The organism is Rhodoferax bucti (genome assembly GCF_005876985.1).
Taxonomy (GTDB): Bacteria; Pseudomonadota; Gammaproteobacteria; order Burkholderiales; family Burkholderiaceae_C; genus Allorhodoferax; species Allorhodoferax bucti.
This window is the reverse complement of sequence record NZ_VAHD01000002.1, coordinates 288,879-314,604: the sequence shown is the minus strand read 5'-3', so window position 1 is coordinate 314,604 and position 25,726 is coordinate 288,879. Positions and strand designations below refer to the sequence as shown.

Below are 25,726 nucleotides of genomic sequence, written 5' to 3'. Positions count from 1 at the left end.
ACTTCCTTATAAAAAAACGAGGGTTGGAAACGAAAACATCAAACTCAAGAGCCCGGATAAAACGGCTTGCCAATGGAGGCAGGCATATTGATCCGGATCCAACGGGGATTACGGGAAATCAGCGCCAAGACCACTATGGTCGCAAGATAGGGCAACATGGTCAAGAACTGGCTGGGCACTTCCACTCCGATGCCCTGCAAATGAAACTGCAACATGGTCACCCCACCAAACAGGTAAGCCCCAAGCAACACCCGTGCCGGGCGCCAGGTTGCGAAGGTGGTGAGCGCCAGCGCAATCCAGCCCTTGCCGGCCACCATGCCCTCCACCCACAGGGGCGTGTAGACCACCGAAATATAAGCCCCGGCCAATCCGCACAGGGCGCCCCCGGCCACCACCGCCATCAGGCGGATGCCGCGCACCGGGTAACCCAGCGCATGGGCCGACTCGGGGCTCTCGCCCACGCTGCGCAAGATCAGGCCCGCACGCGTGCGGTACAAAAACCAAATCAGGGCCAGCGCAAACAGCACCGTGAGGTACACCATGGGGTGGTGTTTGAAGAAAGCCGAGCCGATAAACGGAATGTCGGACAAGCCCGGCACCGCAAAACTGGGGCGCTCGGGCATCTTCTCTTGCACATACGAAATGCCGGCGAAAGCGGAAAAGCCACCGCCAAACAAACTCAGAGCCAAGCCGGTGGCGTACTGGTTGGTGTTGAGCCAGATGACGAGCACGCCAAAGATGGCGGCCATCACTGCGCCGGCGGCAATACCGGCCACAAAGCCCGCCACATCGCTGCCGGTGTGCACCACGGCCGCAAACCCGGCAATGGCGGCACAGAGCATCATGCCCTCGGCACCGAGGTTGACGATACCGGCCTTCTCATTGATGAGCAGCCCCAGCGATGCAATCGCCAGCACCGTGCCGGCATTCAAGGTGGCTGCAATCAGCAGTGCGTATGCATCCATTATTTTTTACCTCCCGCAGCAGACACCCATTTCAGGCGGTAATTCACCAAGGTGTCGCAGGCCAACAAACTGAACAACAGCAAGCCCTGGAACACCCCGGTCAAGGACTTGGGCAAGCCCAAACGCGATTGCGCCAGCTCGCCACCGATGTAAAACATGCTCATAAGCAAGGCCGAAAACAACATGCCCACGGGATGCAGCCGCCCCACATAGGCCACGATGATGGCGGCAAAACCATAGCCCGCTGGCACATACGGCGTGAGCTGGCCGATGGGGCCAGCCACCTCCAACGCACCGGCCAAGCCCGCCATGCCGCCGGACACCAGCAAGGCCGTCCACAATGCCTTGCGGGAAGAAAACCCTGCGTAGCGCGCAGCCGCAGGGGCCAGCCCCCCCACCTGCTGCGCAAACCCGGCGCGGGTGCGGAACAAGAAAATCCACACCCCGGCCACGCCCACCAGTGCCAGCACCACGCCAATACTCATGCGCGAGCCCTGGAACAGGCGCGGAATGCGGGTCGCCGCTTCAAAAGTCTTGGTTTGGGGAAAGTTGTAACCCAAGGGGTCTTTCCACGGGCCGTAAACCAGGTAACCCAGCACCTGCACCGCAACATACACCAGCATCAGACTCACCAGAATTTCATTGGCGTTGAACTTGTCACGCAAAAACGCTGTGAGCCCGGCCCACACCATGCCACCGGCAATACCCGCCAGCACAATGGGCACCACGATCCAGCCCCCGGTAGTTTTTTCTGCCAGCAGCGCCACACCACTGGCCGCAATCGCGCCGATGATGTACTGGCCCTCGGCACCGATGTTCCACACATTCGAGCGGAAACACACCGCCAACCCCAAAGCTATCACCAGCAAGGGCGTGGCCTTGACCACCAGCTCACCCAAGGCATAGCCGCTCTTGATGGGCTCCCAGAAGAACACCAACAGGCCCCGCACCGGGTCTTTGCCCAAAGCGAGGAACAGGGCAATGCCGATAAGCACCGTCACCAGCAAAGCCAACAGCGGCGAGCCGTAGCCCCAGGCCTTGGATGGCTGGGGGCGGGCTTCGAGTTTCAATCCGGTCTTAGCCATGGGCCACCTCTGCTGCTGCGGCCACGCCGGAACCTTCCCACAATCCGCTCATCCATTCCCCGATCTTTTCTACCGTGGCCTCCGCCACCGGTACAGAGGGCGACAAACTGCCACGTGCAATCACGTGCAGGCGGTCGCTCACCTCGAACAATTCGTCCAGCTCTTCGCTCACCACCAGCACAGCGCAGCCGGCATCCCGCAGGGCCAGAATTTCGCCGCGAATCTGCGCGGCCGCCCCCACATCTACGCCCCAGGTGGGCTGGGACACGATGAACAGCTTGGGCGCTGCATCGATCTCGCGGCCCACGATGAACTTCTGCAAATTGCCGCCGGACAGCGAACGCGCCGCCGCACCCGGGCCATTGGCTTTGACGTTGAAAGCCTTGATGATGCGCGCCGCATGGTCTTCCAGCTGGCGCACCCGAATCCAGCCACCCGCGAACTTGGGCGCAGAAATGGACTCCGTGCGGGTCAACAACATGTTTTGGGCCAGACTCAGCGTAGGTACCGCACCGCGGCCCAGACGCTCTTCGGGCACAAAGTGCAGGCCCAGCTTGCGCCGCGCACCAGGGTGCAGGGCAGACGCATCGGTTTTCCCCATGCTGACACTGCCCTTGGGCGCCCGCACGTCTTCACCCGACAAGGCATACAGCAATTCCTTTTGGCCGTTGCCAGAGACACCGGCAATGCCCACCACCTCGCCGGCATGCACCGTGAGCGAAATGCCATTCAGGTCGACGCCGAACTGGTCTTCGCGAGCCAGGCTCAGGTTTTTCACGGTGAGCACCGGGGAGCCTGCTTGCTGCGGGCGATGCTCCAGCTGCGGCGGCTCCGCGCCGATCATCAAGCGGGACAGCGATGCGTTGGACTCTTCTGCCGGGTTGCACACGCCGGTGACTTTGCCGCCGCGCAGCACGGTGCAGGCATTGCACAACTCACGGATCTCGTGCAATTTGTGCGAGATATACAAAATACTGCAGCCCTCTGAGGCCAGCTTTTTGAGCACCACAAACAGCTTCTCGACCGCCTGCGGCGTCAACACCGAGGTGGGTTCGTCCAGAATCAGCAGCTGCGGGTTGGTCAGCAAGGCACGGATGATTTCCACCCGCTGCATCTCGCCAACGCTCAGGGTGTGCACCGGGCGGCTGGGGTCGATGTCCAGACCGTATTCGGCCGCCTTGGCGGTGATGCTGGCGGTGACCTGCTCCAGGCTTTGCGCCTTGTCCAGACCCAGCCACACGTTCTCCGCCACGGTGATGGTGTCAAACAGGTTGAAGTGCTGGAACACCATGCTGATGCCCAAGGCCCGCGCCTCTTTGGGGTTGCGGATATTGGCGGGCTTGCCGTTGAACAGCACCTGGCCGGCATCGGGCTTGATGGATCCATAAATGATCTTCATCAAGGTAGACTTGCCGGCACCGTTTTCGCCCAGCACGGCATGGGTCTGGCCGGGCAGCACCGTGAGCGACACCTCGCTGTTGGCGATCACGCCGGGGTAGGCCTTGGTGATGCCGGTGAGTTGCAGCCGCGGCACGGCAGTCGGAGGCGAAGTGGATTCCATACAGGCGTGTTGTCTTCTTTAATTATTCTTTTCGGAGCTCTGCGGCCACCGATTTGATGCGCTCACGCAGCCACTTATTGGAAGCACTGGTGTGGGTGCGGGCATGCCAGAGCTGGTAGTACATCATGCGGGGAAACTCCACAGGGCAAGGCAATATTGTGACCGGCAGTGTGTCCACAAAACGTTCACAGTACTGACGGCCGGTAGTCAACACCAGCAAGGTTGATGCCACCATGCCCGGAATCAGGCTGAAATGCGGGCAACGGGCCACGATATGCCGCTGAAGCCCCAAGCGGGTGAGGTGGTCGTCAATCACGCCTTTGGCGCCGGGATGGGTAGCGCCCGGCGCAATGTGCTCGGCCTCCAGCCACTGGGTCTGGTCCCAGCCGCGACGCACGGCGGGGTGCTTGTTGGACACCAGACACACCACCTCATCGCCAAACAGGCGGCCCAGGTGCAAATCATCCGGCGGCTGCGGCCAGTTGCCAATGACCACATCAATATCGCCCTGGGCGAGTTGGGTGCGGTAGTCCGCCGCGCCGCTCAGGGGGTGGATTTCAATCTCGGCAAAAGGGGCCTGCTCCTTGATCTGCGCCACCAGTCGGGGCAGAAACAAGGGGTCGAGGTAATCACTGGCCGCCAAGCGAAAGGTGTTGCGCGCCGCCGCAGGCTCAAAGCCCCGCGCGTCAGAGAACAACATCTCCGCGGCACGCAATATGCTGGCACTGGGCTCGAGCATGCGCAGCGCCGTCTCAGTGGGCACCATGCCGGAGCCGGAGCGCACCAACAAGGGGTCGCCGGCAAAGTCCCGCAAGCGTTTGAGCGATGCGCTGACCGCCGGCTGGTGCATGCCCAGACGGATGGCGGCTTTCGAAACGCTGCGCTCGGTTAACACGGTATGAAGGACCCTGATCAAATGAAGGTCTATCTTGTCGAAAAGGGATTGGTCTCTCATACACAGCGTTCAATTGGACCCATATGCTAATGCGTATGGAAACGGAACAACACCCGGATTACCCTCCCGCACGAGGAAACACTCCATGACCACCACTCCCCTGAAGTTTGTACGCCGCGGCGAAATCGTCACGCTGCACGATGTTCCCCCCACCCGCACCCTGCTGGAGGTGCTGCGCGAAGACCTGCACTGCACGGGCACCAAAGAGGGCTGTAACGAAGGCGACTGCGGTGCCTGCACCGTGGTCGTGGGCGAATCGGTCAACGGCGAACTGCAGACCAAAGCGGTCAACAGCTGCATCAAGATGGCCCACAGCCTCAATGGCAAGGCACTCTGGACGGTAGAAGACATTGCCGCCGACGACGGGCGCTTACACCCCGCCCAGGAAGCCATGGTGCAGTGCCACGGCTCGCAATGCGGCTTTTGCACCCCCGGCTTTGTGATGAGCTTGTTTGACCTGTACCGCCACCATGCCCATGCCGGCGCCCCCATCACCCGGGACGACGCCCTGCACGCCCTGAGCGGCAATTTGTGCCGCTGCACCGGCTACCGCCCCATCCTGGATGCCGCCCAAACCATGCTGGGCCAGCCGGCCGTAGACCTGCGCGAAACCGAAACGCTATCAAAATTGGAGCTGCTCGCGCAGGAGGGACGGGCGCTAGAGGCCGATTCTTCTTATATATCCCCCACCACCCTGCCCGCCTTGCTGGCGGCGCGGGCGCAACACCCTGAGGCGCAAATCGTCGCTGGCTGCACCGACGTAGGCCTGTGGGTCACCAAGATGCACAAGGATTTCCCCCGCGTGCTGGATGTGACCCAAGTGGCCGAATTGCGGCGCGTGGAGCAGTACCCGCACCACATCGCCATCGGCGCCGCCGTCACCCTGACCGACGCATTTGCCGCCCTGGTGGCGAACCGGCCGCAGCTGGCCACGTTTGCCAGCCGCTTTGCCGGTTTGCCGGTGCGCAATGCAGGCACGCTGGGTGGCAACGTGGCCAATGGCTCGCCGATTGGCGACTCCATGCCCCTGCTGATTGCCCTGGGCGCCAGCGTGGTGCTGATGGCCTGGCGCGGCAAAGGCAGGCAAGCGAAAGCCGTGCATCGTGAGCTGCGCCTCGAGAACCTCTACACCGGCTACCGCCAGAACGTCATGGCGCCGGACGAAGTGTTGGCCTGGATCAAAGTGCCCAAGACCGTGCCCTATGAGCGGTCACGTGTTTACAAGATTTCCAAACGCTTTGAAGACGATATTTCTGCCGTCTGTCTCGCGCTGAACCTGCATATCGAAAGCGGCATAGTCACCCACGCCAGCATCGGGGTGGGTGGTGTGGCGGCCACGCCAGTGCGTGCGCTCAAAACACAGGCCGCCTTGCTCGGCAAGCCCTGGAGCGCCGCCACAGTGAAAGCCGCCCAGGCCACTTTGCGAGGCGAGTTCAGCCCGATTTCCGACATGCGCGCCAGCAGTGCCTACCGGGTCGAGGTGCTGGGCAACCTGCTGCAGCGCTACTGGCTGGAAAGCCAAGGCCTCACCGCCATCAATCTAGAGAGCTATGTGCTGACAGGAGAAGCCGCATGACTGCCTCCCCCATGAATTCAACGCGCATGCCTACGCTCTCCCCCGACGTCGCCGCCGCCGTGCCCGCACCCCGTGGCCCGGCCGCCGGCGTCAACCAGTTCCATGAAAGCGCCGTGGCCCAAGTGGCCGGCGCCGTGCACTACATCGACGACCTGCCCGAGGTGCGCGGCACCCTGTATGCCGCGCCCATTCTTTCCACCCACGCGCACGGCAAGCTGCTGGGCGTGGACAGCACGGCCGCGCGCGCCATGCCGGGCGTGGTGGACGTGGTGCTGGCCGAGGACATTCCCGGCGACCCCATGTTGGCCGCCTTTGCCGGCGACGAGCCGGTGTTTGCCTTGGACACCGTGCAGTTCGTCGGCCAGGTGGTGGGCGTGGTGCTTGCCAAAACGGTGATGCAAGCCCGCCATGCCGCCCGCAAAGTGCAACTCAAGATAGCACCCTTGCCGGCCATCCTGTCGGTGCAAGAGTCCATCCGCACCAAGAGCTTTGTGCTGCCGCCGGTCAACGTGCGGCGCGGTGATGCGGATGCGGCCCTGAAAAGCGCGCCCCACACCCTACACGGTACGCTGGAAGTTGGCGGGCAGGAACACTTTTACCTGGAAGGCCAGATTGCCTATGTGCTGCCGCAAGAGCAGAACCAGTGGGTGGTCTACAGCAGCACCCAGCACCCCGGCGAAGTGCAGCACTGGGTGAGCCACGCATTAGGCATCGACAACCACGCCGTCAAGGTGGAATGCCGGCGCATGGGTGGTGGCTTCGGCGGCAAGGAAACGCAGGCCGGCCATCTGGCCGTGTGGGCGGCCATTGCGGCGGCCAAAAACCGCTGCGCCGTGAAGCTGCGGCTCGACCGGGACGACGACTTCATGGTCACCGGCAAGCGCCACCCCTTTGCCTATGAATACAGCGTGGGCTTTGACGATACCGGCCGCCTGACCGCCCTGAAACTGCAAATGGCGGTGAACTGCGGCTTCAGCGCCGACCTGTCCGGCCCGGTGGCGGACCGCGCCATCTTCCACACCGACAACGCCTACTACCTGCAGGATGTGGACATCACCTCCTACCGCTGCAAAACCAACACCCAGAGCCACACCGCCTTCCGCGGCTTCGGCGGCCCGCAGGGCGTGGTGCTGATTGAGGCGGTGATGGGCGACATCGCCCGTGCGCTCAAGCTGGACCCGCTGGATGTGCGCATGCGCAACCTCTACAGCGATGAGGTCATCCCCGGCACCGATACCGCCAATCCCATCCGGCGTGACACCACCCACTACCAGATGAAGGTGGAGGACAACATCCTCCAGCCTCTGCTATCAAAATTGGAGCTGTCCGCGCAGTACCGACGGCGGGTAGAGGCTATTTCGGCATGGAACCAGACCAGCCCGGTGCTCAAGCGCGGCATCGCCATCACGCCTGTCAAGTTCGGTATCAGCTTCACGGCCACGCTGTTTAACCAAGCGGGCGCGCTGGTGCATGTGTACACCGACGGCAGCGTGCAAGTGAACCATGGCGGCGCCGAGATGGGCCAGGGCCTCAACACCAAGGTCGCCCAGATTGTGGCGGACGAGTTGGGCATTCCCTTCACCCGGGTGCTCAGCACTGCCAGCGACACCAGCAAAGTGCCTAATGCTTCTGCCACTGCAGCCAGTGCGGGTACCGACCTCAACGGCCGCGCGGCCCAGTTTGCCGCCCGCAATGTGCGCGACAACCTGGCCGCCTTTGTGGCCGGGCTCGATGGCTGCGGCGCAGGGGCCGTGCGCTTCAAGCATGGCGAAGTGTTCTCGCCCACCACCACGCGCAGCTTCGACGACGTGGTGGAAATGGCCTATGCCAACCGCATCCAGCTCTGGAGCGACGGCTTTTACCGCACGCCCAAGATCCACTACGACAAGACGACGCTGACCGGCCGGCCCTTCTACTATTTCGCTTATGGTGCAGCGTGCACCGAAGTGGTGATCGACACCTTGACCGGCGAGAGCAAGGTGCTCAAAGTGGACATCCTCCACGACGTGGGCCGCAGCATCAACCCCGCTATCGACGTGGGGCAAATTGAAGGCGCCTTTGTGCAGGGCATGGGCTGGCTCACCACGGAGCAACTGGTCTGGAACGACAAGGGCACCCTCAGCACCCACGCGCCCAGCACTTACAAAATCCCCACCGCGGCGGATGTGCCCGAGCACTTCAAGGTGGACCTCTGGCACGAACCCAACCGCGAAGACAACGTGTTCGGCAGCAAGGCGGTAGGCGAGCCACCTTTCATGCTGGGCATCAGCGTGTTTGAAGCCTTGCGCGATGCGGTAGCCCAGGCCAAAGGCCCGGGCTCGGCCGTGCATCTCACGGCACCGGCTACCGCAGAAAACGTACTCAAAGCGCTCAAGGTTTAACCGGCGCCGCCTGTAGCAGGCGGACCATGGCGTCAAACCCGCGCGCCTGCGCCAGTTGCAAGGGCGTGTGGCCGCTGCGGTCGGTCAGGCGCGGGTTGGCGCCCGCCGCGAGGAGCTGGCGCACGATATCGGTATGGCGCGCGCCGCCATCGCCCAGCACCACCGCCTCTATCAGCGCGGTCCAGTGCAGGTTGTTCACATGGTCCAGCGGAGCCCCGGCGGCAATCAGCTGGCGCACGACCCCTGCATGGCCCAGATGGGCGGCGGCAATGAGCGCCGTGCCCTCGTAAGGGCTGGTGATGTTTTTCGCACTCGCACCGAGTTGCAGCAGCAGCGCCAGAGTGTCTTCATCGTCGGCCACAGCGGCAATGGTGACCGGGTCGTACTGCTGATACTCCAGCGCATTGGGGTCCGCCCCGGCGGCAGCCAGCAAACGGATGGCATCGCGCTGTCGGGCGTGGGTGGCCACATGCAAAGGAGTGCGCTGCTGCGGATCACGCACTTCCAACACGGGCTTGGCCGCCAACAGGGACCGCAGCTTGGCGAGGTCGCCCCGATGGGCCGCACCGAGCAAGCCGATGTACTGCGCAGCCTGTGCGGCCGTGGGGGCCACCTGGGCCAGTGCCCCGGTGCTGCCCGCCACGCCCCACAGGGCGGCCAGCAGCACCAGGATGGAAGTGTGTGGGCGCATGGCGTGCTTACTTCAGCAAGTCAGCCACTTTGTCCAGGGCAGCAACGGCGCACTGCTCGTCCAAGTGGCCACCGGGTGCGCCACCAATGCCTACGGCGCCAATCACTTCGTTGCCCACCTTCACCGGCACGCCACCACCCACCAGCAAGAAACCGGGGATGTAGACCAGGGTTGCGGCAGCGGGATTCTTTTGGGTGTTTTCCATCATCGCCAGCGTGGTGTTTTTGGCAGATGCGGAGGTGAAGGCCTTGGCGCGGCTGGCTTCCAGGGTGTGGGGGCCGGCATTGTCAGCACGCTGCACGGCACGCACGGTGCCCGCGCGGTCCACCACGGTGGTGGTCACGGCGTAGCCTTTTTCGCTGCAAGCGGCAACCGCTGCAGTGGCAATTCGGTTGGCCAAGTCCAGCGACATGTTGCGCTCGGTGCGCACAGCGGCGTTGGCAGCGGGCGCTTGCGCCTGTGCGTGCGCGGCGGAGGCGGCCAACACAGCGATAGAGGCAAAAGCAAGGGCAGACAAAGACTTGTTCATACGGTTCTCCTGAGGGTTTTGAAGGACGGCAGACTGTTGTTTGCCGTTGGGAGAACTGTAGAAAAAGGAGGCGGTGCGGGGTATTCGTAGGCTTACGCGCAGGGCTCCGTAGAAATACGGAGATGGGCTATAGGAGGTGGGGGGAGGGATTCGATCCAAAGGTATCTCCCGCTATCTACGAATTGCTTCTTTAATAGCGGCCATTGGGATTTAGACTTTCGTGTTGTTTAGGTTCAACATCCATATGCGGCAAAAACAGACATGCCTCAAAAGAAATCCCAAGAAGAAGTTATTGCCGCATTCCAGTCTGTGCATGAGCATCGGTACGACTACTCCAAGGTAAGGTACCAAAATAGCACCACGAAAGTTGAGGTCGTCTGTCACCAGCACGGGGCCTTCTTCGTCGCCCCTGGTCATCACGCCAATGGCGTGGGCTGCCGCAAATGCTACTTCGACCGCCAGAAGACCTCTAGAGCCGAATTTATAGAAATATCTAGGCAACACTTTGGCGATCGATACGACTACAGCCTAATTTCAGAGCTGCCGCCTGCTGGTGGAAAAGTCAGCATCCGCTGTCTGGCACACGATTTGGTTTTTCAGCAAGAATTCCGCAACCACCAGCGAGGGCATGTAGGCTGCCCACAATGTATTTCGCTAAAGCATGCCCTAGATATGGGGCAGTTGACACCCGAGTTATCAGACACCGTGCTGCGTGCTCGCTTCCAAGCACAGGCGCAATCAGTCCACGGTGACAAATACCAATACGACGCTTTTCAGTACGTGAACTCGGGAGTAAAAGGCGTCATCCGTTGCTCTGAGCACGGCCCCTTTGAGCAAACTCCCTCCAACCACCTACGTGGAACCGGATGCCCGCAGTGTGCAAAGGTAAAGCGCTCCGAGGGAACATTCAAACAACGATGCAAAGAGCTGGGGATCGACTATTGGCGAGCCCTCAAACGTCGCCAAGGGGGAATGCCCGACGAACGAATTCAGAATCAAGGCACCCTTCGGGGTTCACGCGAAGTCGGCCCCATCACGGTTAACAACGTCAAATACCCCAACATTGAAGAGGCTGTACGCAGCCTGAAGCCACCCGCAAGCTCTAAAACCATATTCAGATGGATTGCAAAGGGTATGACCGCAGAAGACGCTTTTACCCGCGTTCCGAATCCAGGGTACGGGAACGGCATCATCTATCTGGTGACCCACCTGAACAGCGGTAGGCAGTATGTCGGCATCACCGTCCAGACACTATCAAGGCGTTGGCAACAGCACCTGCAAGATGCAAAGTCCGGCGAGGTAAAGGGTGAAGAGTCCTTGCATGCCGCAATTCGTACCTTCGGAAATTCGGCATTTAATATTGAGCAAATTGATAGAGGGACCAGCAAGGGAACGCTAGAGGCTAAGGAGCGCGAGTGGATTCAATGCCTAAACACGCTGGCACCATCCGGATTCAACATCTCGCCCGGAGGAACGAGTGGTGGATCCAACCCGCGGACCACTGTTGTCGACAGCATCCAATTCCCAAGCAGTAAGGCCGCGACGGATTACGTTGCCCGCACGCGTGGCATCACATACTATGCAGCCGCAGCTCGGATTCGCCAAAATCGCATTGATGTGAAAAGTCCACCTAAGCGAGGTGAAGGCATTGCCTCGACCTCTGCCTACAAAACTTGGAGCCGGTTGATCCACGGCGTGACCAACAGCAGATCAAAGGCCTACATCCAAGGAGTTGAGATTTATCCTGCATGGCGCACATTCGATGCATTCCTATCAGACATCGGGCACCCCCCACAACCTAGCATGGCCTTCGCTCGCTTGGACAAAACCCGCGGATACGTACCCGGCAATTGCATTTGGATGACCAAAAGCGAGGCTAGCAAAGTCAACGCTGCTTACATGAAAGCAGCCGGTCTGTTAACCGGGCGGCGCAGGAAAAAATGAAATCTCCCTATTTAAAGGCGAAGACACCGCACTAGGCTGCCTCAATAAGACCCTCACCCAGGTTGCGACACCGCGAGGCTCCCATCCTCATGCGGCTGCTCATGTCCCTATCCTGCAACTCAAATAAATCTACAACCCACGCTGCCCGATTCATCACTCCCCGTCTTCTACCAACGCCGCGTAGTGGCGTATCAGGTGCGCCAACGACGGCGCCTGCAGTTTCTCAAACAGGTTGGCGCGGTGCGTCTCCACCGTGCGGGGTGACACGGCCATGGCGCGGCCGATTTCCTTGTTGGTCAGCCCCTCGATGATCAGGCCCAGCACCTCCCGCTCGCGCTCCGTCAGGCCGGCGTAGCGCTGGCGTGCAGCTTGGTCTGCCGCATGGCGCTGGCGCGATTTCACATGCCGCCGCACCGCCTGCTGCAGGGTGTCCAGTAGCAGCTCGTCGTCCACCGGTTTTTCCAGAAACTCGGCTGCACCCGCCTTGAAGGCACGGCGGCACAAATCCACCGTGCCATGCCCGGTGAGCAGGATGACCGGGTGATCTACCCCCGCAGCCTGCAGTTGCTCCAACACCGCCAAGCCCGAAAGGCCGGGCATGCGCATGTCCAGCACCACAGCGCCCAAACTGTTGCGGTCAAACTGGGCCAAAAACACTTCGGGGTGGCTCCACTGGGCCACCCGCAGCCCCACCGTGCTGATGAGCAGGTCCAGCGCATCGCGCACCGCCTCGTCGTCGTCCACCAGGTGGATCAAGGGGGACAAAGAAGCCATATTGCTCATGCCAAGTCTCCTGCCTCGAGCGCAGCGGCCGGAGCCTGCTGCAGCTCCAGCACAAAGGTGGCACCGGGCCCGTCTGCCAGATAACGCACTTGCCCGCCCATGCTGCCGGCCAAGGTGTCGCACAGGCTCAAACCCAGCCCCAAACCACCTGGGCGGGCGCTCACAAAAGGCTCAAACAAGCGCTCGCGCAAGTCTGCGGGCACGCCCGGCCCGTTGTCCTGCACGAGCAAAGATGCCACGCTACCGCTGGAGTGCACACTCAGGGTGAGCACTCGCTCGCGGTCTGCCACCTGCTCCAGCGCGGCCAGGGCGTTCATCACCAGGTTGTGCACGATTTGCTCCAGTGCCACACCATCGGCCAGCACATGTACCTCGGGGCTGCCCGCCCAGCGCACCTGCACCGCACGGCGCTCGCACTCCGGCTGCAACAAGGCCATGACTTCGCGCGCCGCTTGCAACAAAGGCACCGGCGCCAAGGCCCGCGCATCCGGGCGCTCAATGGCGCGGCGCAAGCGGGCGACCACCTCTGCCGCGCGACGCGCTTGGGTGGCTGCAGCCTCCATGGCCGTGCGAGCGCGCGGCAGGTCTGCGCCGTCGTCTGCCAGCAAGCGGCCTGCTGCCTGGGTGTTGGCCAGCACGGCCGTCAGGGGTTGATTCAGCTCATGGGCCAGGCCAGCCGCCATTTCGCCCATGGCATTGAGACGCGAAACCTGCCCCAGCCGCAACAACTCTTCTGCCCGACGGCGCGCCTGGCGCTGCTGCTGCCCGGACCACCACAAGCGCACGGCCAGGCTCCAGCCCCCACACCACGCAGCCATCCATGCCCACTGTAAATCCCCCCAGCCGTAACTGCGCTGAGCCACCATGTCAAACGGCTGGCTGGGTGCGGCCAGGTGCTTGCGGAACTCCAAGGTGCGCAGGCCACCACGGTCCGGGGCACCATGCAGAGCCCAGCGGGCGCCCTCATGCTCCAGCCAGACGCGGGTGTGGCGAGCGGCTGCGGACTCGGCTTGCTCACCAAACGGCCAGTCGGCCCACGGCACCATCAAGGGCAAAGACACTTCCAGGGCATACGAGGCCGCAGGCTCTGCGGTGCCTGCAGCAGGCGCCATCACGATCCAGAACTTGCCAGCGGCCAGCTCGGCCAAAGCCAGTTGAGGCCGCCCTGCCTGCCGGCTGGCCTGCTCTAGGGCTTCGGCCAAACTGCCGGGCGCGGCCCACGACGCACCAGGCGCCTTGCGCCACATTTGCAAAAACTGGGGGTAAATCGCAGGCAAACGCGGGTCAATGTCCGGCTGCATCAGGCTCAGCGTGGCCAGCACGGCTTCGTGCTGCACTGCCCGCTGAGAAAGCAAGCGGTGGGCAATACGCGCACCGGTTTCAAAATCGTCCACGCTCTGCCGGTAAGACTGCTGCACCAGCAGCGCACACCCCAGCACGCAGCCCAACAACCACACCACGCCCAACACCGGGCGGCGTTGCAGGGCGAAGTAAGCGGGAAATTTGCCGGAATGTAAAAGCGTGCGCATGGAAAATTTTGGCACACCTTGGGCCACTGGCTGCGCCACACTGGAGCCGCAACAGCGGTTTTCGGGTTTGCACTATGCTGGCTTCATGCTTTACGTACATACGCGGCGCATCCTCACCACTTTCCTTCTTTTTGGAATGCTCATCAGCACGGCCAATGCGGAGCGCCGCTCGCCCGTGTTGTTACAGCTGGACGATAGCAACCCGCCTTTTATGTATGCCATCGACGGAGAACCAGCAGGGGTGTATCCGGCATTGGTGAAAGCGGTGTTTGCCCGTGCGGGTGTTCCGGTCCAGCTGCAGGCCAAGCCCTGGGTGCGGGTGCTCAACGATGTGGATCGGGGCCACGGGGGTATTGGCGGGGTCTACCGCACCAACCAGCGTGCCCGCAAATGGGATTTCAGCACGCCCCTGCTCACCGAAAACATTGCCGTGTTTTTGCGCAAAGATGCCAATTGGACCTTTACGGATTTCTCCGATCTGAATGACCGCACCATCGGCACCGTGCGCGGCTGGAGCTATGGCGAATCATTCAACACGGCGCGCGCCATTCCGCTACTCAGCGCAGAGGACACCCAGAGCGACCGCATCAACCTGCGCAAGCTCGCTAGCGGCCGGCTGGACGCGGTGTTGGCAGTCGAAGAAGCCGGCAACATCGCCCTCAAAAGCATGGGCATCAGCACGATTGCACAGGCAGGGCGCTACCTGAGCGCCAACCCGGCGCATATTGCGTTTGCCAAAAGCAGTGGACGGACGGCCTTGTTGCAACAACTGAACAAAGCCATTGCAGACCTCAAACGCGAGGGCGAGATCAACCGGATTTTTATGCAGGAGCTGAATCGGCACACCGCCGCCGAGGCCCTGAAAAGCCCGCAGTGATGCGACCTACACCCCAGCCAAGGAGCGCAGCCCGTGCGGATCGACCAGATTGACCGTGCGGCCCGAGCCGCTGATGAGGCTGCGTTCACGCAGGTGGCGCAACACGCGCGAGAGGGTTTCGGGCGCAATACCCAGCTGGGCGGCAATCAAGCGCTTGCGCTGTTGTAGTTGCACAGCGCAGACGCCTTTGTCGTTCGACTCGGCGTGCTGCAACAACCACTCGGCACAGCGTGCCTCTGCCCCTTTGGCCAGGCGGCTCACGGCGAGCTCCGTCTGCTCCCGGTGGGCGCGGGCCACGCCAGTCAGCATGGTGGCGCTCAGTTGCCGGTTGGCAGCCAGGGCCGCCTGAAATTCAGCCACCGGGACCTGGCGCAGCACCACATCGGTCTGAGCCACGGCATCCATGGCGGCAGGCAAGTCCAGCACGGCGGCGGTGGGATCCAGCCACGCGGGGCCTTGCATCTGGCCGAGCTGGTGCTCCATGAGCTCATCCCGGTTGCCGGGGCTGCCGCAGATGCCGAAGATCACACGCCCGCTCTCCAGGTAGGAAACGGTGGGAGCCACGTCGCCCCGGCGCAGCAGCACCTCGCCCGCCGACCGGCGCTCGGGGCTGCAGGGGGTCAACAAAGGAAGGAGTACAGGAGGGACAGATGCCAACATGACGCCCACTGTGCCTTTGCCCCCTGCGGCGCACCTTGAGCAAGATCAAACATCCTGCGAGGCCCCCAAGCCCGTGCGGGCTTTACAACACCAGAAGCGCCCGGAAGTCGTTCACGTTGGTGTGCGTAGGGCCAGTGGTAAACAGGTCGCCCAAAGGCGCAAAAAAGCCCACGGCATCGTTGCGATCCAGGCAGTCGCTGATGGAGACACCGGCCGCCAATGCGCGCGCCAGGGTGTCCGGGGTGACCAGCGCACCGGCGTTGTCTTCTACCCCGTCAATCCCATCGGTGTCGGCGGCCAGGGCCCACACCTTGGGCTGCGCTTGCAGGCCGAGGGCGAGGCCCATGCAGAACTCGCCGGCGCGTCCGCCCCGCCCTTTGGCTGCGCCCTCGCGTCGCGGGCGCACGGTCACGGTGGTCTCGCCGCCGCTCAGAATCACACAAGGCTTGGCAAAGGGTTGCACGGCGGACGCCGGTTTGAGCGCTGCCGTGCGGGCCAAAGCCGCATGCACCTTGCCGACCTCGCGGGACTCTCCCTCCAGCTCATCGCTAAGGATGTAGGCATGCAGGCCCATGCTGCGGGCCAGGTCGGCAGCTGCCTCCAACGACTGCTGGGGCGTGGCGATCAAATGCACCGTGTTGTGAGCAAACACGGCATCGCCGGGCTTGGGGGTTTCCAATACGCCGGACTCCAGCGCTTTGAGCACGAAATCGGCCTCCAGCGCTGATGCATCCTGCGCGAGGCGCTTCAAAATCGATAGCGCGTCCGCACAGGTGGTGGGGTCCGGCACCGTGGGGCCGCTGGCGATGACGCTGGGGTCGTCACCCGGCACATCGCTGATCAGCAGCGTCACCACTTTGGCGGGGTAGCAGGCTGCGGCCAAGCGCCCGCCCTTGATGGCGGACAGGTGCTTGCGCACGCAGTTCATCTCCTGAATGCTGGCGCCGCTCTCCAGCAAGAGCTTGTTGATGCGCTGCTTGAGCTCCAAGCTGATGCCGCCCTGCACGCCGTCTACCTCCCACTGCGCGGGCAGCGTCAGCAAGGAGGATCCGCCACCGGAGATGAGGCAAATCACCAAATCGTCCTCGGTGAGCCCTTGGGTCAAGGCCAGGATGCGTTGGGCTGCGGCCAAGCCGGCAGCGTCAGGCACCGGGTGAGCGGCCTCCACCACTTCAATGCGGGCTGGAGCTGCGTCTGCCGGTAGCGGCGGGGTGTGGTCGTAGCGGGTAACGACCAGACCCGACATTGGCAGGTCTTGGGGCCACAGCGCGTCCAGCGCATGGGCCATGGCGCCACCGGCTTTGCCTGCGCCCAGCACCAGCGTGCGCCCCTTGGGCGGCTCAGGCAGGTAGTGGTTGAGCGTATGCGCGGGTAGCGCTTGGCGCACTGCGGCCCAGTACAGCTGGCTCAGCAACTCGCGCGGGGCAATGTCAGAGAAATGCGCAGGGGCTTGGGGATGGGTTTCAGTACTTGGCATGTTCATCGCTTGATGCAAAAGTAAATGGGGCAAAATTCAGGGGCGCACTGCGCAAAAGCACAGCCCGGGATGCTCGGCAACGTGGTGCTCGCCTCTGGCAGCCAATCTGGCCTGCCAGCGGGATTCGGCCTCGACAGGAGCCACCTTTGCCGGTGGGAGACTTGTTTGACGGAGAAACACATTCATGGGCACTTTGCTGATCCACAACGCGCGCGCGGTCGCCACTTTCGACCACGCTGACCCGGCACACTCCACCGAGCTGCGCAACGCTTCGATTTATATCGAGGGTAACCGCATCGCTTTCATTGGCGCTACGGCCGACCTGCCGCCACACGCGCTGGAGGCTGACGAGGTGATCGACGCGCAGCGCCATCTGGTCACCCCCGGTCTGGTGAACACCCACCACCACATGTACCAGAGCCTCACGCGGGCTATACCCGGTGTGCAAAACGCAGAGCTGTTCGGCTGGCTGCGCGGGCTGTATCCCATCTGGGCCGGGCTGACGCCCGAGATGGTGCAAGTGAGCACCCAGATCGCCATGGCCGAACTGCTGATGAGCGGCTGCACCACCAGCAGCGACCACCTCTACATCTACCCCAACGGTGTGCGGCTGGACGACAGCATTGGCGCAGCCACCGAGATCGGCATGCGCTTTGTGGCCACCCGCGGCAGCATGAGCGTGGGCCAGAGCCAAGGCGGCCTGCCTCCGGACCGGGTGGTAGAACAAGAAGACTTCATTCTCAAAGAAAGCCAACGGCTGATCGAGCGACACCACGATGCAAGCTGGGGCTCCATGCTGAATGTGGCGCTGGCGCCCTGCTCCCCGTTCAGCGTGAGCCGCGACCTGATGCGCGAAGCGGCCCTGCTGGCCCGCAGCTTCAAGGGTCAGGGCGTACGCCTTCACACCCACCTGGCGGAGAACGACCACGACCTGGCCTACAGCCGCGAAAAGTTCGGCTGCACCCCCACCCAATACGCCCGGGACCTGGGCTGGCTGGGTGAGGACGTGTGGCACGCCCACTGCGTGAAGCTGGATGACGAAGGCATCAGCCTGTTTGCCGCCAGCCGCACCGGCGTGGCGCACTGCCCGTGCAGCAATATGCGACTGGCCAGCGGTATTGCGCCGATACGCAAAATGCTGAACGCCGGCGTGCCGGTAGGCCTGGGTGTGGACGGCAGCGCCAGCAATGACGCGGCCCACATGGTGAACGAGGCCCGCCAGGCCCTGCTGCTGGCCCGCGTGGGCCGCGCCATGCAGCCACCCGAAGAGCGTGTGTTGCCCACTGGCGAACGCCGCACCTTCTTCGGTTGCGATTTGGGCCCGGCCGAAATGACCGCCCGGGATGCCCTGAGCGTAGCCACCCGGGGCGGCGCGCAAGTACTGGGCCGCAAAGACATCGGCCACTTGGCGGTGGGCATGTGTGCGGACATGGTGCTCTTTGACCTGGACACGCTGGGCTTTGCCGGTGGCGCGGTGCACGACCCTGTTGGCAGCCTGCTGCTGTGTGCCAGCCCGCAGGCGGACTACACGGTGGTCAACGGCAAGGTGGTGGTGCGCGAGGGCCACTTGGACACGGTAGACCTCGGCCCGCTGATGGAGCGGCACAACCGGCTGGCCCTGCAGCTCGCACAAGCCGCGACCCGCTAGACCCATTAGACCAACCTCGCCAGCCCCCGCATGGGCTGGGGCGCCGGCAGGCCAATGTTCGCGGGCCGTTATCGGCAGTACCGTGCCCTCGTTCAACGCCTTTTTGCTCCTGAAATAGGAGCTACTCGCGCAATATCGACGGGCGCTAGAGGCCAACTCGAGCCTCAACGCACCAGGCAGGGGCGCTTGGGATCGAACTTCCAGCCAGGGATCAGGTACTGCATGGCCACGGCGTCGTTGCGCGCGCCCAGGCCGTGCTGCAGGTAGAGCTGATGGGCTTTTTCCACCTCCGCCATGTCCAGCTCCACCCCCAAACCGGGCGTGGTGGGCACCGCAATCTGCCCACCCACGATCTGCAGTGGGTCTTGGGTGAGGCGCTGGCCGTCTTGCCAGATCCAGTGCGTGTCAATCGCCGTGACCTTGCCCGGTGCAGCGGCTGCCACATGGGTGAACATAGCCAAAGACACGTCAAAGTGGTTGTTGGAGTGCGAGCCCCAGGTCAGCCCCCAGGTCTGACAGACCTGCGCTACGCGTACGGAGCCTTGCATGGTCCAGAAATGCGGGTCGGCCAAGGGAATGTCCACCGACTGCAAGGCCAGCGAATGTGCCAGCTCGCGCCAGTCGGTGGCAATCATGTTGGTGGCGGTGGGCAGACCGGTGGCGCGGCGGAACTCGGCCACCACTTCACGGCCGGAAAACACACCCTCAGCCCCACAGGGGTCTTCGGCATAGGCCATCACGCCATGCAGATCACGGCACAGGCGCACCGCGTCCTTCAACAGCCAGCCACCGTTCGGGTCCAGGGTGATGCGGGCTTGCGGGAAGCGGGCATGCAAGGCGCGGATGGCCTCCACCTCTTCTTCGCCGCGCAGCACACCGCCTTTGAGCTTGAAATCTTGAAAACCGTAGCGCGCATACGCGGCCTCGGCCAAGCGCACCACGCCGTCGGCATCCATGGCTTTGTCGTGGCGCAGGCGCTTCCAGTCGTCGGCTTCATCCGGCTCGCTGATGTAGGGCAAATCGGTCTGCTGGCGGTCGCCCACATAAAACAGGTAACCCAGCACGGCCACGCTGCTGCGTTGTTGGCCATCGCCCAGCAAAGCCGCCACCGGCACGCCCAGGAATTTGCCCAGCAAATCGAGCAAAGCGCTCTCTACGGCGGTCACTGCGTGAATCGCCACACGCAAATCGAAGGTCTGCAGGCCACGACCCTCGCTGTCGCGGGCGGCAAAGGCTTCGCGCATGCGGTTGAGGATGGCGTTGTAGTTGCCTACTGCCTGACCCACCACGAGAGTGGCCGCATCTTCCAGCGTCTGGCGGATCTTCTCGCCGCCGGGCACTTCACCCACACCGGTGTTGCCGCTGCTGTCGGTCAGGATGACGATGTTGCGGGTAAAAAACGGTGCGTGGGCACCACTCAGGTTCATCAGCATGCCGTCATGGCCGGCAACCGGAATGACGCGTAGCGCAGTCACCACAGGGGCGCCGCGCACAGAGGTAGTTTCAGACGGGGTCATGGTCAATCTCCTTAGCGGGGCGCTCGAAATGGAAGGAAGGGTGGCGCCCCTACATATAGGACATCATACAACTAAACCGCATCAACCTGCGACTTTCTCAAGCGGTCCTTGCTGTTGGCAAGATGGGTTCGCATGGCGGCGCGGGCCGCATCCGCGTCCTGATTGCGGATGGCATTGAAGATGTATTCGTGTTCGCCATGTACCCGCTGCAGGTAAGCCAAGCGCCCTTCCGGCGCACTGCTGGCGGTATTGATACGGGTACGCGGAATGATCATGGTGCCTAGGTAGGTCATCAAATCCGCAAAGTGGCGGTTGCCGGTGGACTTGGCGACTTCCATGTGAAAGCTGAAGTCCGAGGGCACGGCATCCGAATCTTCTTCGATCGACTTTTGGAAAGCATCCAGCATGGCTTGCATGGCCTGCAGGTTGGCCTCGGTGCGGCGCTGGGCGGCCAAGCCGGCGGCCTCGGTTTCCAAGGAAATACGCAGCTCCAGCAGGGCAATCACGTCGGCCACGGTGGCGAAATCCACGTCAGCGATCTGGAAGTTGCCACTGCTTTGGGGCGCCAGCGCAAAGGTGCCCACGCCGTGGCGCGTCTCCACCAAGCGGTTGGCTTGCAAGCGCGAAATGGCCTCGCGCACCACAGTGCGGCTCACATCGAAGCGGGTCATGATTTCAGACTCGGTGGGCAGCTTGGCCCCGGGCTGGATGGCGCCTTCGCGGATGCTGGCAGCGAGGCTTTCCACCACTTCATTCACCAGGCCTTTGGAGCGGCGCGGACGCAGGGCATCGGCAGATTCAGAGCTTGCAGAGGCCGCAGCGGGTGTTCTAGGGGTTTGCACTAGGTCCATGGAAAAGTCCTTGACGCGGTCTGAGACGATGACCACAATTTAACACATCAGACAACATACAACTGACAATTCAGCTCTCTATTTCATGACAATCAAAGTACACCACACTTTGCTGATGACCGGCGCCGCAGGCGGCTTGGGCACTGCGATGCGCGACCGCCTGAAGGCCAATTGCGAGGTCTTGCGCCTCTCCGACCGGAGCGATGTCGGCCCTGCCCGCGCGGGTGAAGAAGTGGTGCTGGCCGACCTAGCCGATGCCGCCGCGGTGGACGCCATGGTGAAGGGCGTGAATGCCATCGTGCATTTCGGCGGCATATCCGTGGAAGGGCCGTTTGAGCCCATCCTGCAAGCCAACATCCTAGGCGTTTACAACCTGTACGAAGCAGCACGCAAGCATGGCGTGAAGCGCGTGGTGTTTGCCAGCTCCAACCATGTCACCGGCTTTTACAAGCAAAGCGAAACCATCACCCTGAACCACCCTGCCCGCCCCGACAGCCTGTATGGCGTGAGCAAGGCGTTTGGTGAAGACCTCTCGCGCATGTACTACGACCGCTACGGCATCGAGACTGCGTGCGTGCGCATTGGCTCCAGCTTTGCCGAGCCCAAAGACCGCCGCATGCTGGCGAGCTGGCTGAGTTTTGACGACCTGCACCGCCTGGTCACCGCCTGCCTGACGACCCCCGTGCTGGGCCATACCGCGATCTTCGGCATGTCCGATAACGCGGTCACTTGGTACGACAACAGCGCAGCCCGCCATGTGGGCTATGTGCCGCAGGACAGCTCCGACCCGTTTCGCGAAGCGGTGTATGCCCGCACGCCCGAGCCCGATGTGACCGACCCTGCGGTGATTTACCAGGGCGGCGGCTTTTTGTTTCAGGGTGAGCCGATGACGGCGCACCTGCCCGCCAAGAAGAAGGCATGAGCACTACAGTGCAGCCCCGCACCCTGCCTGTGGAGTGCTTGAGCACCGGCCGCGACCAGGTGGGCGAGAGCCCCGTATGGTCGGTTGACGACCAATGCCTGTATTGGGTGGACATTGAAGCTCCTTGCATCCACCGCCTCGACTGGGCGACCCGTGTTCAAAGCAGCTGGACCTTGCCCGAGCGCGTGGGCTGCATCGCCCTCAGCGACCGTGGCACCCTGATTGCCGCCATGGAAACCGGCATTTTTGAAGTGACGCTGGCCGAGCCCCCGCTGGCACACATCAGCCTACTGACAGGCGTAAGCCACCCCCAACCCGGCATGCGCTTCAACGATGGCCGCTGCGACCGCCAAGGCCGTTTCTGGGCGGGCACCATGGTGCGCGACATGGGCCTGGCCAGCGCTGCCGGTGGCATTTACTGCCTTGACACCAGTGGCCTGCGCGGCCCGGTGCTGCAGGGCTACATCACCCCCAACGGCATGGCTTTCAGCCCCGATGGGGCCACCGCTTACCTGTCTGACTCGCACCCCCGCATGCAAAAAATCTGGCAGCACACGTTTGACGGCGCCACCGGCACTTGGGGCCCGCAGACCGCGTGGGTGGACATGCAAGCCCTGCCCGGCCGCCCCGATGGTGCTGCGGTAGATGCCGAAGGCTGCTACTGGATCTGCGGCAACGACGCGGGCCAGGTACACCGCTTCAGCCCCCAGGGCGCGTTGCTTCAGTCCATCGCCGTACCGGTCAGCAAGCCGGCCATGTGTGCCTTTGGCGGGCCTGAGTTGCGCCACCTGTTCATCACCTCCATCCGCCCTGCCGCACCGGTGCCCGGCTTTGATACCGCGCTGGACGGTGCCCTGCTGGTACTGGAGCCCGGCGTGCAAGGCCTGCCGGAGCCTGTGTTTTCCCGCTTTCCCGTTCGATAGTTTTCCGTTCGCTAACCCCCACCAATCCCATCAGAGGAGACAACATGAAACTCGTACCTACCGTCCTGGCCGCCGCCGTGACTGCACTGAGCTTCGCAGCGCATGCTGCAGAGTTCAAGTCCGCCGACATCCACAACTCGGACGACTACCCCACCGTCACCGCCGTCAAGTTCATGAGTGAAGAGCTCAAGAAGGCCTCCGGCGGCAAGAACAGCATCAAGGTGTTCAACAAGGGCGCCTTGGGCACCGAGAAGGAAACCATCGACCAGGTGAAGATCGGCGCACTCGACATGGTGCGCGTGAACATCAGCCCCATGAACTCGGTGTGCGCCAAGACCAACATCCCGGTGCTGCCCTTCCTGTTCCGCTCGGTGGACCACTTGCACAAAGTGCTGGACGGCCCCATCGGCGACGAAATTGCCAAGGACTGCGAAGCCCAAGGCTTTGTGCTGCTGGCCTACTACGACTCCGGTGCGCGCTCCATTTACAGCAAGAAGCCCATCAAGTCGGTGGCCGACACCAAGGGCTTGAAAATCCGCGTGCAGCAGTCTGACCTGTGGGTCGCCTTGACCGCGGCCATGGGCGCCAACCCCACCCCCATGCCGTTTGGTGAAGTGATGACCGCGCTCAAGACCGGCATCATCGATGCGGCGGAAAACAACTACCCCTCGTATGGCTCGGGCAGCCGCCACTTTGAGGCCGCCAAGTACTACAACAAGACCGAGCACTCCATGGCCCCTGAGGTGCTGTTGTTCTCCAAAGCCACGTTTGACAAGCTGTCCAAGGCGGAGCAAGACCAGATTCGTGCAGCGGCCAAAGCATCTGTCGCATTCAACCGCACGGCCTGGGCGGCCTACGAGAAGAAAGAGTACGACATGGTGAAGGCCGCCGGCACCGAGATCGTGGAAGTGGACAAAAAATCCTTCCAGGACGTGATGGGCCCGGTCTACGACAAGTTCGCCAACACCCCTGACATGAAGCGCCTGGTGAAGGCCGTGCAAGACACCAAGTAAACGTGTCGTTTGAACACCCCGGCGCTCTGCCGGGGTGTGTTTCCCACCCACCGGAGCTGTTCATGTATACCCGCTTCTGTGCCACGCTCTCCAAGCTCAGTCTGATGCTTGCAGTGGCTGGCCTTATCGTGCTCATCGCCTGCGTGCAATACCAGGTCATCGGGCGCTATGTGTTTAACGACACCCCCACCTGGGCCGAGGCCTTGGCCTTGCTGCTGGTGCTCTACATCACCGCGCTGGGCGTGGCGGTGGGCGTACGCGACGCCGGCCACATCGGCATGGACTCCATCATCAGCCTGCTGCCCGAAAAGCTGCGCCTGAAGCTGGAAATCCTGATCCACATTCTGGTCGGCATCTTCGGCGCGCTCATGGCCTACAACGGCTACATCTGGGCCGCCCTCAAGTGGAACGACCAAAAACCCATGCTGCCCATCCCCTCCAGCATGGACTACGTGCCGCTCATCATCGCCGGCGTGCTGGTGGTGCTCTTTACTGTTGAACATGTGATCGCCCTGCTGCAGGGCAAGGAAGTGGTGCCGGCATGGAACTGATTGTTTTGGGTGTGAGCTTTGGCTTGCTGTTGATCATCGGCGTGCCGGTGGGCTTTGCGGTAGGCCTGTCGTCGGTGGCCACCATCATTACTGCCGGTTTGCCGGTGGCGGTGGTGTTTCAGAAGATGGTGGGGGGCATGCAGGTGTTCTCCTTCCTGGCCATCCCCTTCTTTATTTTTGCCGGTGAGCTGATGCTGCACGGCGGCATTGCCCACCGCATCGTGCGCTTTGCCAACAGCATGGTGGGCCATGTACGCGGCGGCTTGGGCATGTCCAACGTGGTGGGTTGCACCTTGTTCGGCGGCGTGGCCGGCTCCCCCGTGGCCGATGTGTCCGCCATGGGCTCGGTGATGATTCCGCTGATGAAGAAGGAAGGCTACGACACCGACTACGCGGTGAACGTGACCACCCACGCATCCCTGGTCGGCGCATTGATGCCCACCAGCCACAACCTGATTTTGTACACCCTGGCCACCGCAGGCATTGCCTCGGTGAGCGTGCTGGGCATGATGCTCGCCTGCGTGGTGCCAGCCCTCTTGCTGACCGGCCTGAACCTGCTGGCCGCCTATGGTGTGGCCATCAAACGCGGCTACCCCACACGCGGCGCTTTCCCCGGTTGGGGAGAGGTGGGCAACAGCTTCCTGGCCGCGCTGCCGGGCCTGCTGATTGTGGGCATCATTTTGGTGGGTATTTTGTCGGGCGTATTCACCGCCACCGAGTCTGCCGCTACGGCGGTGCTGTGGGCCTTGCTGATCACTGCCGTGGCCTACCGCTCGTTGTCGTGGAATGACTTCATCAAGTCCTGCGCCAAGGCCTGCAAGACCACCGGGGTGGTGTTGTTCCTAATCGGCATCTCAAATGCCTTCGGCTACTTCCTGGCGATGTACGAAGTGCCTGAGCGCACCGGTGAGCTCATGAGCACCGTGACCCAGAACCCCTGGATGATCTTTTTGATGATCAACGTGGCCTTGTTCGTGCTGGGCACCTTCTTGGACATGGCGCCTACACTGCTGATCTGCACCCCCATCTTCCTGCCGATTGCCCAGAAATTTGGCATGGACCCGACGCAGTTCGGCGTGGTGATTTTGATCAATTGCGCACTGGGCCTCAACACTCCTCCCGTGGGGACAACCCAGGCGGTCGGGTGTGCCATCGGCGGCATCTCGGTGGGTGAAGTCATGCGCTCCATCCTGCCGTTTTACGGAGCCCTGCTGGCCTGCCTCGCGCTGGTGACTTATGTGCCCACGTTCTCGCTGTGGCTACCCACTTTCGTTCTTGGACATTGACC

At 62.6% G+C, this 25,726-nt stretch carries 22 protein-coding genes; 10 read left to right on the top strand and 12 right to left on the bottom strand.

What is annotated here, in order from left to right; genetic code table 11:
• Positions 1 to 44: 44 nt before the first annotated feature.
• Genes FDM28_RS08020 through FDM28_RS08005 form a run of 4 tightly spaced genes read right to left on the bottom strand, consistent with a single transcriptional unit; the run spans position 45 to position 4,566 of the window.
• A complete protein-coding gene (locus FDM28_RS08020) occupies positions 45 to 965 on the bottom strand; it encodes an ABC transporter permease (protein WP_138514639.1) in 921 nt (306 codons plus the stop codon).
• Positions 965 to 2,050, bottom strand: coding sequence for an ABC transporter permease (locus tag FDM28_RS08015; protein WP_138514638.1), 1,086 nt, complete (start codon positions 2,048 to 2,050; stop codon positions 965 to 967). Before FDM28_RS08015 ends, FDM28_RS08020 begins: the two co-directional genes overlap by 1 nt.
• On the bottom strand, positions 2,043 to 3,611 hold the full coding sequence (locus tag FDM28_RS08010; protein ID WP_138514637.1) for an ABC transporter ATP-binding protein: 1,569 nt from the start codon (positions 3,609 to 3,611) through the stop codon (positions 2,043 to 2,045). The genes FDM28_RS08015 and FDM28_RS08010 overlap by 8 nt, the downstream gene beginning before the upstream one ends.
• Before the next feature lie 22 nt (positions 3,612 to 3,633).
• Entirely contained in the window at positions 3,634 to 4,566 is a 933-nt protein-coding gene (locus FDM28_RS08005; protein ID WP_138514636.1) for a LysR family transcriptional regulator, read from the bottom strand.
• Positions 4,567 to 4,651: 85 nt separating this feature from the next.
• Here FDM28_RS08005 and xdhA point away from each other — a divergent pair, with 85 nt between their 5' ends.
• Both xdhA and xdhB read left to right on the top strand, forming a co-directional pair.
• Positions 4,652 to 6,142, top strand: a complete 1,491-nt coding sequence (xdhA, locus tag FDM28_RS08000) for a xanthine dehydrogenase small subunit (protein WP_138514635.1) — start codon at positions 4,652 to 4,654, stop codon at positions 6,140 to 6,142.
• A 26-nt stretch (positions 6,143 to 6,168) separates the two neighbouring features.
• Complete coding sequence (gene xdhB / locus FDM28_RS07995) at positions 6,169 to 8,523, top strand: xanthine dehydrogenase molybdopterin binding subunit (RefSeq protein ID WP_420853015.1); 2,355 nt, start codon at positions 6,169 to 6,171, stop codon at positions 8,521 to 8,523.
• Here xdhB and FDM28_RS07990 read toward each other — a convergent pair.
• The gene (locus tag FDM28_RS07990) at positions 8,513 to 9,214 is read right to left on the bottom strand and encodes an ankyrin repeat domain-containing protein (protein ID WP_138514634.1); all 702 of its coding nucleotides are present in this window, start codon (positions 9,212 to 9,214) and stop codon (positions 8,513 to 8,515) included. The two genes, xdhB and FDM28_RS07990, sit on opposite strands and share 11 nt — an antisense overlap.
• Before the next feature lie 7 nt (positions 9,215 to 9,221).
• Entirely contained in the window at positions 9,222 to 9,743 is a 522-nt protein-coding gene (locus FDM28_RS07985) for a GlcG/HbpS family heme-binding protein (RefSeq protein ID WP_206021936.1), read from the bottom strand.
• Positions 9,744 to 10,004: 261 nt separating this feature from the next.
• Between FDM28_RS07985 and FDM28_RS07980 the strand changes: the two genes are divergently transcribed.
• On the top strand, positions 10,005 to 11,687 hold the full coding sequence (locus tag FDM28_RS07980; RefSeq protein ID WP_138514633.1) for a GIY-YIG nuclease family protein: 1,683 nt from the start codon (positions 10,005 to 10,007) through the stop codon (positions 11,685 to 11,687).
• Positions 11,688 to 11,840: 153 nt separating this feature from the next.
• Here FDM28_RS07980 and FDM28_RS07975 read toward each other — a convergent pair whose 3' ends face one another.
• Together FDM28_RS07975 and FDM28_RS07970 are read right to left on the bottom strand one after the other, a co-directional pair.
• Entirely contained in the window at positions 11,841 to 12,470 is a 630-nt protein-coding gene (locus FDM28_RS07975; RefSeq protein WP_138514632.1) for a response regulator transcription factor, read from the bottom strand.
• Complete coding sequence (locus FDM28_RS07970) at positions 12,467 to 13,999, bottom strand: sensor histidine kinase (protein ID WP_138514631.1); 1,533 nt, start codon at positions 13,997 to 13,999, stop codon at positions 12,467 to 12,469. Before FDM28_RS07970 ends, FDM28_RS07975 begins: the two co-directional genes overlap by 4 nt.
• An 85-nt stretch (positions 14,000 to 14,084) precedes the next feature.
• Here FDM28_RS07970 and FDM28_RS07965 point away from each other — a divergent pair, with 85 nt between their 5' ends.
• Positions 14,085 to 14,876 carry a substrate-binding periplasmic protein gene (locus FDM28_RS07965; RefSeq protein ID WP_170211659.1) on the top strand — a complete coding sequence of 264 codons (792 nt, stop codon included), beginning with the start codon at positions 14,085 to 14,087 and terminating at the stop codon, positions 14,874 to 14,876.
• Positions 14,877 to 14,882: 6 nt separating this feature from the next.
• Here the strand turns inward: FDM28_RS07965 and FDM28_RS07960 are convergent, their stop codons facing one another.
• Positions 14,883 to 15,536 carry a Crp/Fnr family transcriptional regulator gene (locus FDM28_RS07960; protein WP_138514629.1) on the bottom strand — a complete coding sequence of 218 codons (654 nt, stop codon included), beginning with the start codon at positions 15,534 to 15,536 and terminating at the stop codon, positions 14,883 to 14,885.
• A gap of 82 nt (positions 15,537 to 15,618) precedes the next feature.
• The gene (locus FDM28_RS07955; RefSeq protein ID WP_138514628.1) at positions 15,619 to 17,019 is read right to left on the bottom strand and encodes a glycerate kinase type-2 family protein; all 1,401 of its coding nucleotides are present in this window, start codon (positions 17,017 to 17,019) and stop codon (positions 15,619 to 15,621) included.
• 178 nt (positions 17,020 to 17,197) lie between these two features.
• Here FDM28_RS07955 and FDM28_RS07950 point away from each other — a divergent pair, with 178 nt between their 5' ends.
• A complete protein-coding gene (locus tag FDM28_RS07950; RefSeq protein WP_138514627.1) occupies positions 17,198 to 18,661 on the top strand; it encodes an 8-oxoguanine deaminase in 1,464 nt (487 codons plus the stop codon).
• Between the two features lie 164 nt (positions 18,662 to 18,825).
• Here the strand turns inward: FDM28_RS07950 and gudD are convergent, their stop codons facing one another.
• On the bottom strand, positions 18,826 to 20,178 hold the full coding sequence (gudD, locus tag FDM28_RS07945) for a glucarate dehydratase (protein ID WP_138514626.1): 1,353 nt from the start codon (positions 20,176 to 20,178) through the stop codon (positions 18,826 to 18,828).
• Positions 20,179 to 20,249: 71 nt separating this feature from the next.
• A complete protein-coding gene (locus FDM28_RS07940; protein ID WP_138514625.1) occupies positions 20,250 to 21,029 on the bottom strand; it encodes a FadR/GntR family transcriptional regulator in 780 nt (259 codons plus the stop codon).
• 85 nt (positions 21,030 to 21,114) lie between these two features.
• Here FDM28_RS07940 and FDM28_RS07935 point away from each other — a divergent pair, with 85 nt between their 5' ends.
• From FDM28_RS07935 to FDM28_RS07915, 5 genes are all read left to right on the top strand, one after another.
• A complete protein-coding gene (locus tag FDM28_RS07935) occupies positions 21,115 to 21,951 on the top strand; it encodes an NAD-dependent epimerase/dehydratase family protein (protein ID WP_138514624.1) in 837 nt (278 codons plus the stop codon).
• Entirely contained in the window at positions 21,948 to 22,874 is a 927-nt protein-coding gene (locus FDM28_RS07930; RefSeq protein WP_138514623.1) for an SMP-30/gluconolactonase/LRE family protein, read from the top strand. Before FDM28_RS07935 ends, FDM28_RS07930 begins: the two co-directional genes overlap by 4 nt.
• 44 nt (positions 22,875 to 22,918) lie before the next feature.
• Positions 22,919 to 23,887: a TRAP transporter substrate-binding protein gene (locus FDM28_RS07925; RefSeq protein ID WP_138514622.1), complete on the top strand. Its 969-nt coding sequence runs from the start codon at positions 22,919 to 22,921 to the stop codon at positions 23,885 to 23,887.
• A gap of 62 nt (positions 23,888 to 23,949) precedes the next feature.
• Positions 23,950 to 24,438, top strand: a complete 489-nt coding sequence (locus FDM28_RS07920) for a TRAP transporter small permease (protein WP_138514621.1) — start codon at positions 23,950 to 23,952, stop codon at positions 24,436 to 24,438.
• Entirely contained in the window at positions 24,429 to 25,724 is a 1,296-nt protein-coding gene (locus tag FDM28_RS07915; protein WP_138514620.1) for a TRAP transporter large permease, read from the top strand. The genes FDM28_RS07920 and FDM28_RS07915 overlap by 10 nt, the downstream gene beginning before the upstream one ends.
• Positions 25,725 to 25,726 lie beyond the last annotated feature (2 nt).

What these genes read in the sequence shown, in the direction of transcription:
- FDM28_RS07920 (WP_138514621.1), top strand. Translation starts at nt 23,950, where the DNA reads ATGTATACCCGCTTCTGTGCCACGCTCTCCAAGCTCAGTCTGATGCTT.
- FDM28_RS08015 (WP_138514638.1), bottom strand. Translation starts at nt 2,050, where the DNA reads ATGGCTAAGACCGGATTGAAACTCGAAGCCCGCCCCCAGCCATCCAAG.
- FDM28_RS07965 (WP_170211659.1), top strand. Translation starts at nt 14,085, where the DNA reads ATGCTTTACGTACATACGCGGCGCATCCTCACCACTTTCCTTCTTTTT.
- FDM28_RS07940 (WP_138514625.1), bottom strand. Translation starts at nt 21,029, where the DNA reads ATGGACCTAGTGCAAACCCCTAGAACACCCGCTGCGGCCTCTGCAAGC.
- FDM28_RS07930 (WP_138514623.1), top strand. Translation starts at nt 21,948, where the DNA reads ATGAGCACTACAGTGCAGCCCCGCACCCTGCCTGTGGAGTGCTTGAGC.
- FDM28_RS07990 (WP_138514634.1), bottom strand. Translation starts at nt 9,214, where the DNA reads ATGCGCCCACACACTTCCATCCTGGTGCTGCTGGCCGCCCTGTGGGGC.
- gudD (WP_138514626.1), bottom strand. Translation starts at nt 20,178, where the DNA reads ATGACCCCGTCTGAAACTACCTCTGTGCGCGGCGCCCCTGTGGTGACT.
- FDM28_RS07985 (WP_206021936.1), bottom strand. Translation starts at nt 9,743, where the DNA reads ATGAACAAGTCTTTGTCTGCCCTTGCTTTTGCCTCTATCGCTGTGTTG.
- xdhA (WP_138514635.1), top strand. Translation starts at nt 4,652, where the DNA reads ATGACCACCACTCCCCTGAAGTTTGTACGCCGCGGCGAAATCGTCACG.
- FDM28_RS07960 (WP_138514629.1), bottom strand. Translation starts at nt 15,536, where the DNA reads ATGTTGGCATCTGTCCCTCCTGTACTCCTTCCTTTGTTGACCCCCTGC.
- FDM28_RS07980 (WP_138514633.1), top strand. Translation starts at nt 10,005, where the DNA reads ATGCCTCAAAAGAAATCCCAAGAAGAAGTTATTGCCGCATTCCAGTCT.
- FDM28_RS07935 (WP_138514624.1), top strand. Translation starts at nt 21,115, where the DNA reads ATGACAATCAAAGTACACCACACTTTGCTGATGACCGGCGCCGCAGGC.
- FDM28_RS07925 (WP_138514622.1), top strand. Translation starts at nt 22,919, where the DNA reads ATGAAACTCGTACCTACCGTCCTGGCCGCCGCCGTGACTGCACTGAGC.
- FDM28_RS07975 (WP_138514632.1), bottom strand. Translation starts at nt 12,470, where the DNA reads ATGAGCAATATGGCTTCTTTGTCCCCCTTGATCCACCTGGTGGACGAC.
- xdhB (WP_420853015.1), top strand. Translation starts at nt 6,169, where the DNA reads ATGCCTACGCTCTCCCCCGACGTCGCCGCCGCCGTGCCCGCACCCCGT.
- FDM28_RS07970 (WP_138514631.1), bottom strand. Translation starts at nt 13,999, where the DNA reads ATGCGCACGCTTTTACATTCCGGCAAATTTCCCGCTTACTTCGCCCTG.
- FDM28_RS08020 (WP_138514639.1), bottom strand. Translation starts at nt 965, where the DNA reads ATGGATGCATACGCACTGCTGATTGCAGCCACCTTGAATGCCGGCACG.
- FDM28_RS08010 (WP_138514637.1), bottom strand. Translation starts at nt 3,611, where the DNA reads ATGGAATCCACTTCGCCTCCGACTGCCGTGCCGCGGCTGCAACTCACC.
- FDM28_RS07915 (WP_138514620.1), top strand. Translation starts at nt 24,429, where the DNA reads ATGGAACTGATTGTTTTGGGTGTGAGCTTTGGCTTGCTGTTGATCATC.
- FDM28_RS07950 (WP_138514627.1), top strand. Translation starts at nt 17,198, where the DNA reads ATGGGCACTTTGCTGATCCACAACGCGCGCGCGGTCGCCACTTTCGAC.
- FDM28_RS07955 (WP_138514628.1), bottom strand. Translation starts at nt 17,019, where the DNA reads ATGAACATGCCAAGTACTGAAACCCATCCCCAAGCCCCTGCGCATTTC.
- FDM28_RS08005 (WP_138514636.1), bottom strand. Translation starts at nt 4,566, where the DNA reads ATGAGAGACCAATCCCTTTTCGACAAGATAGACCTTCATTTGATCAGG.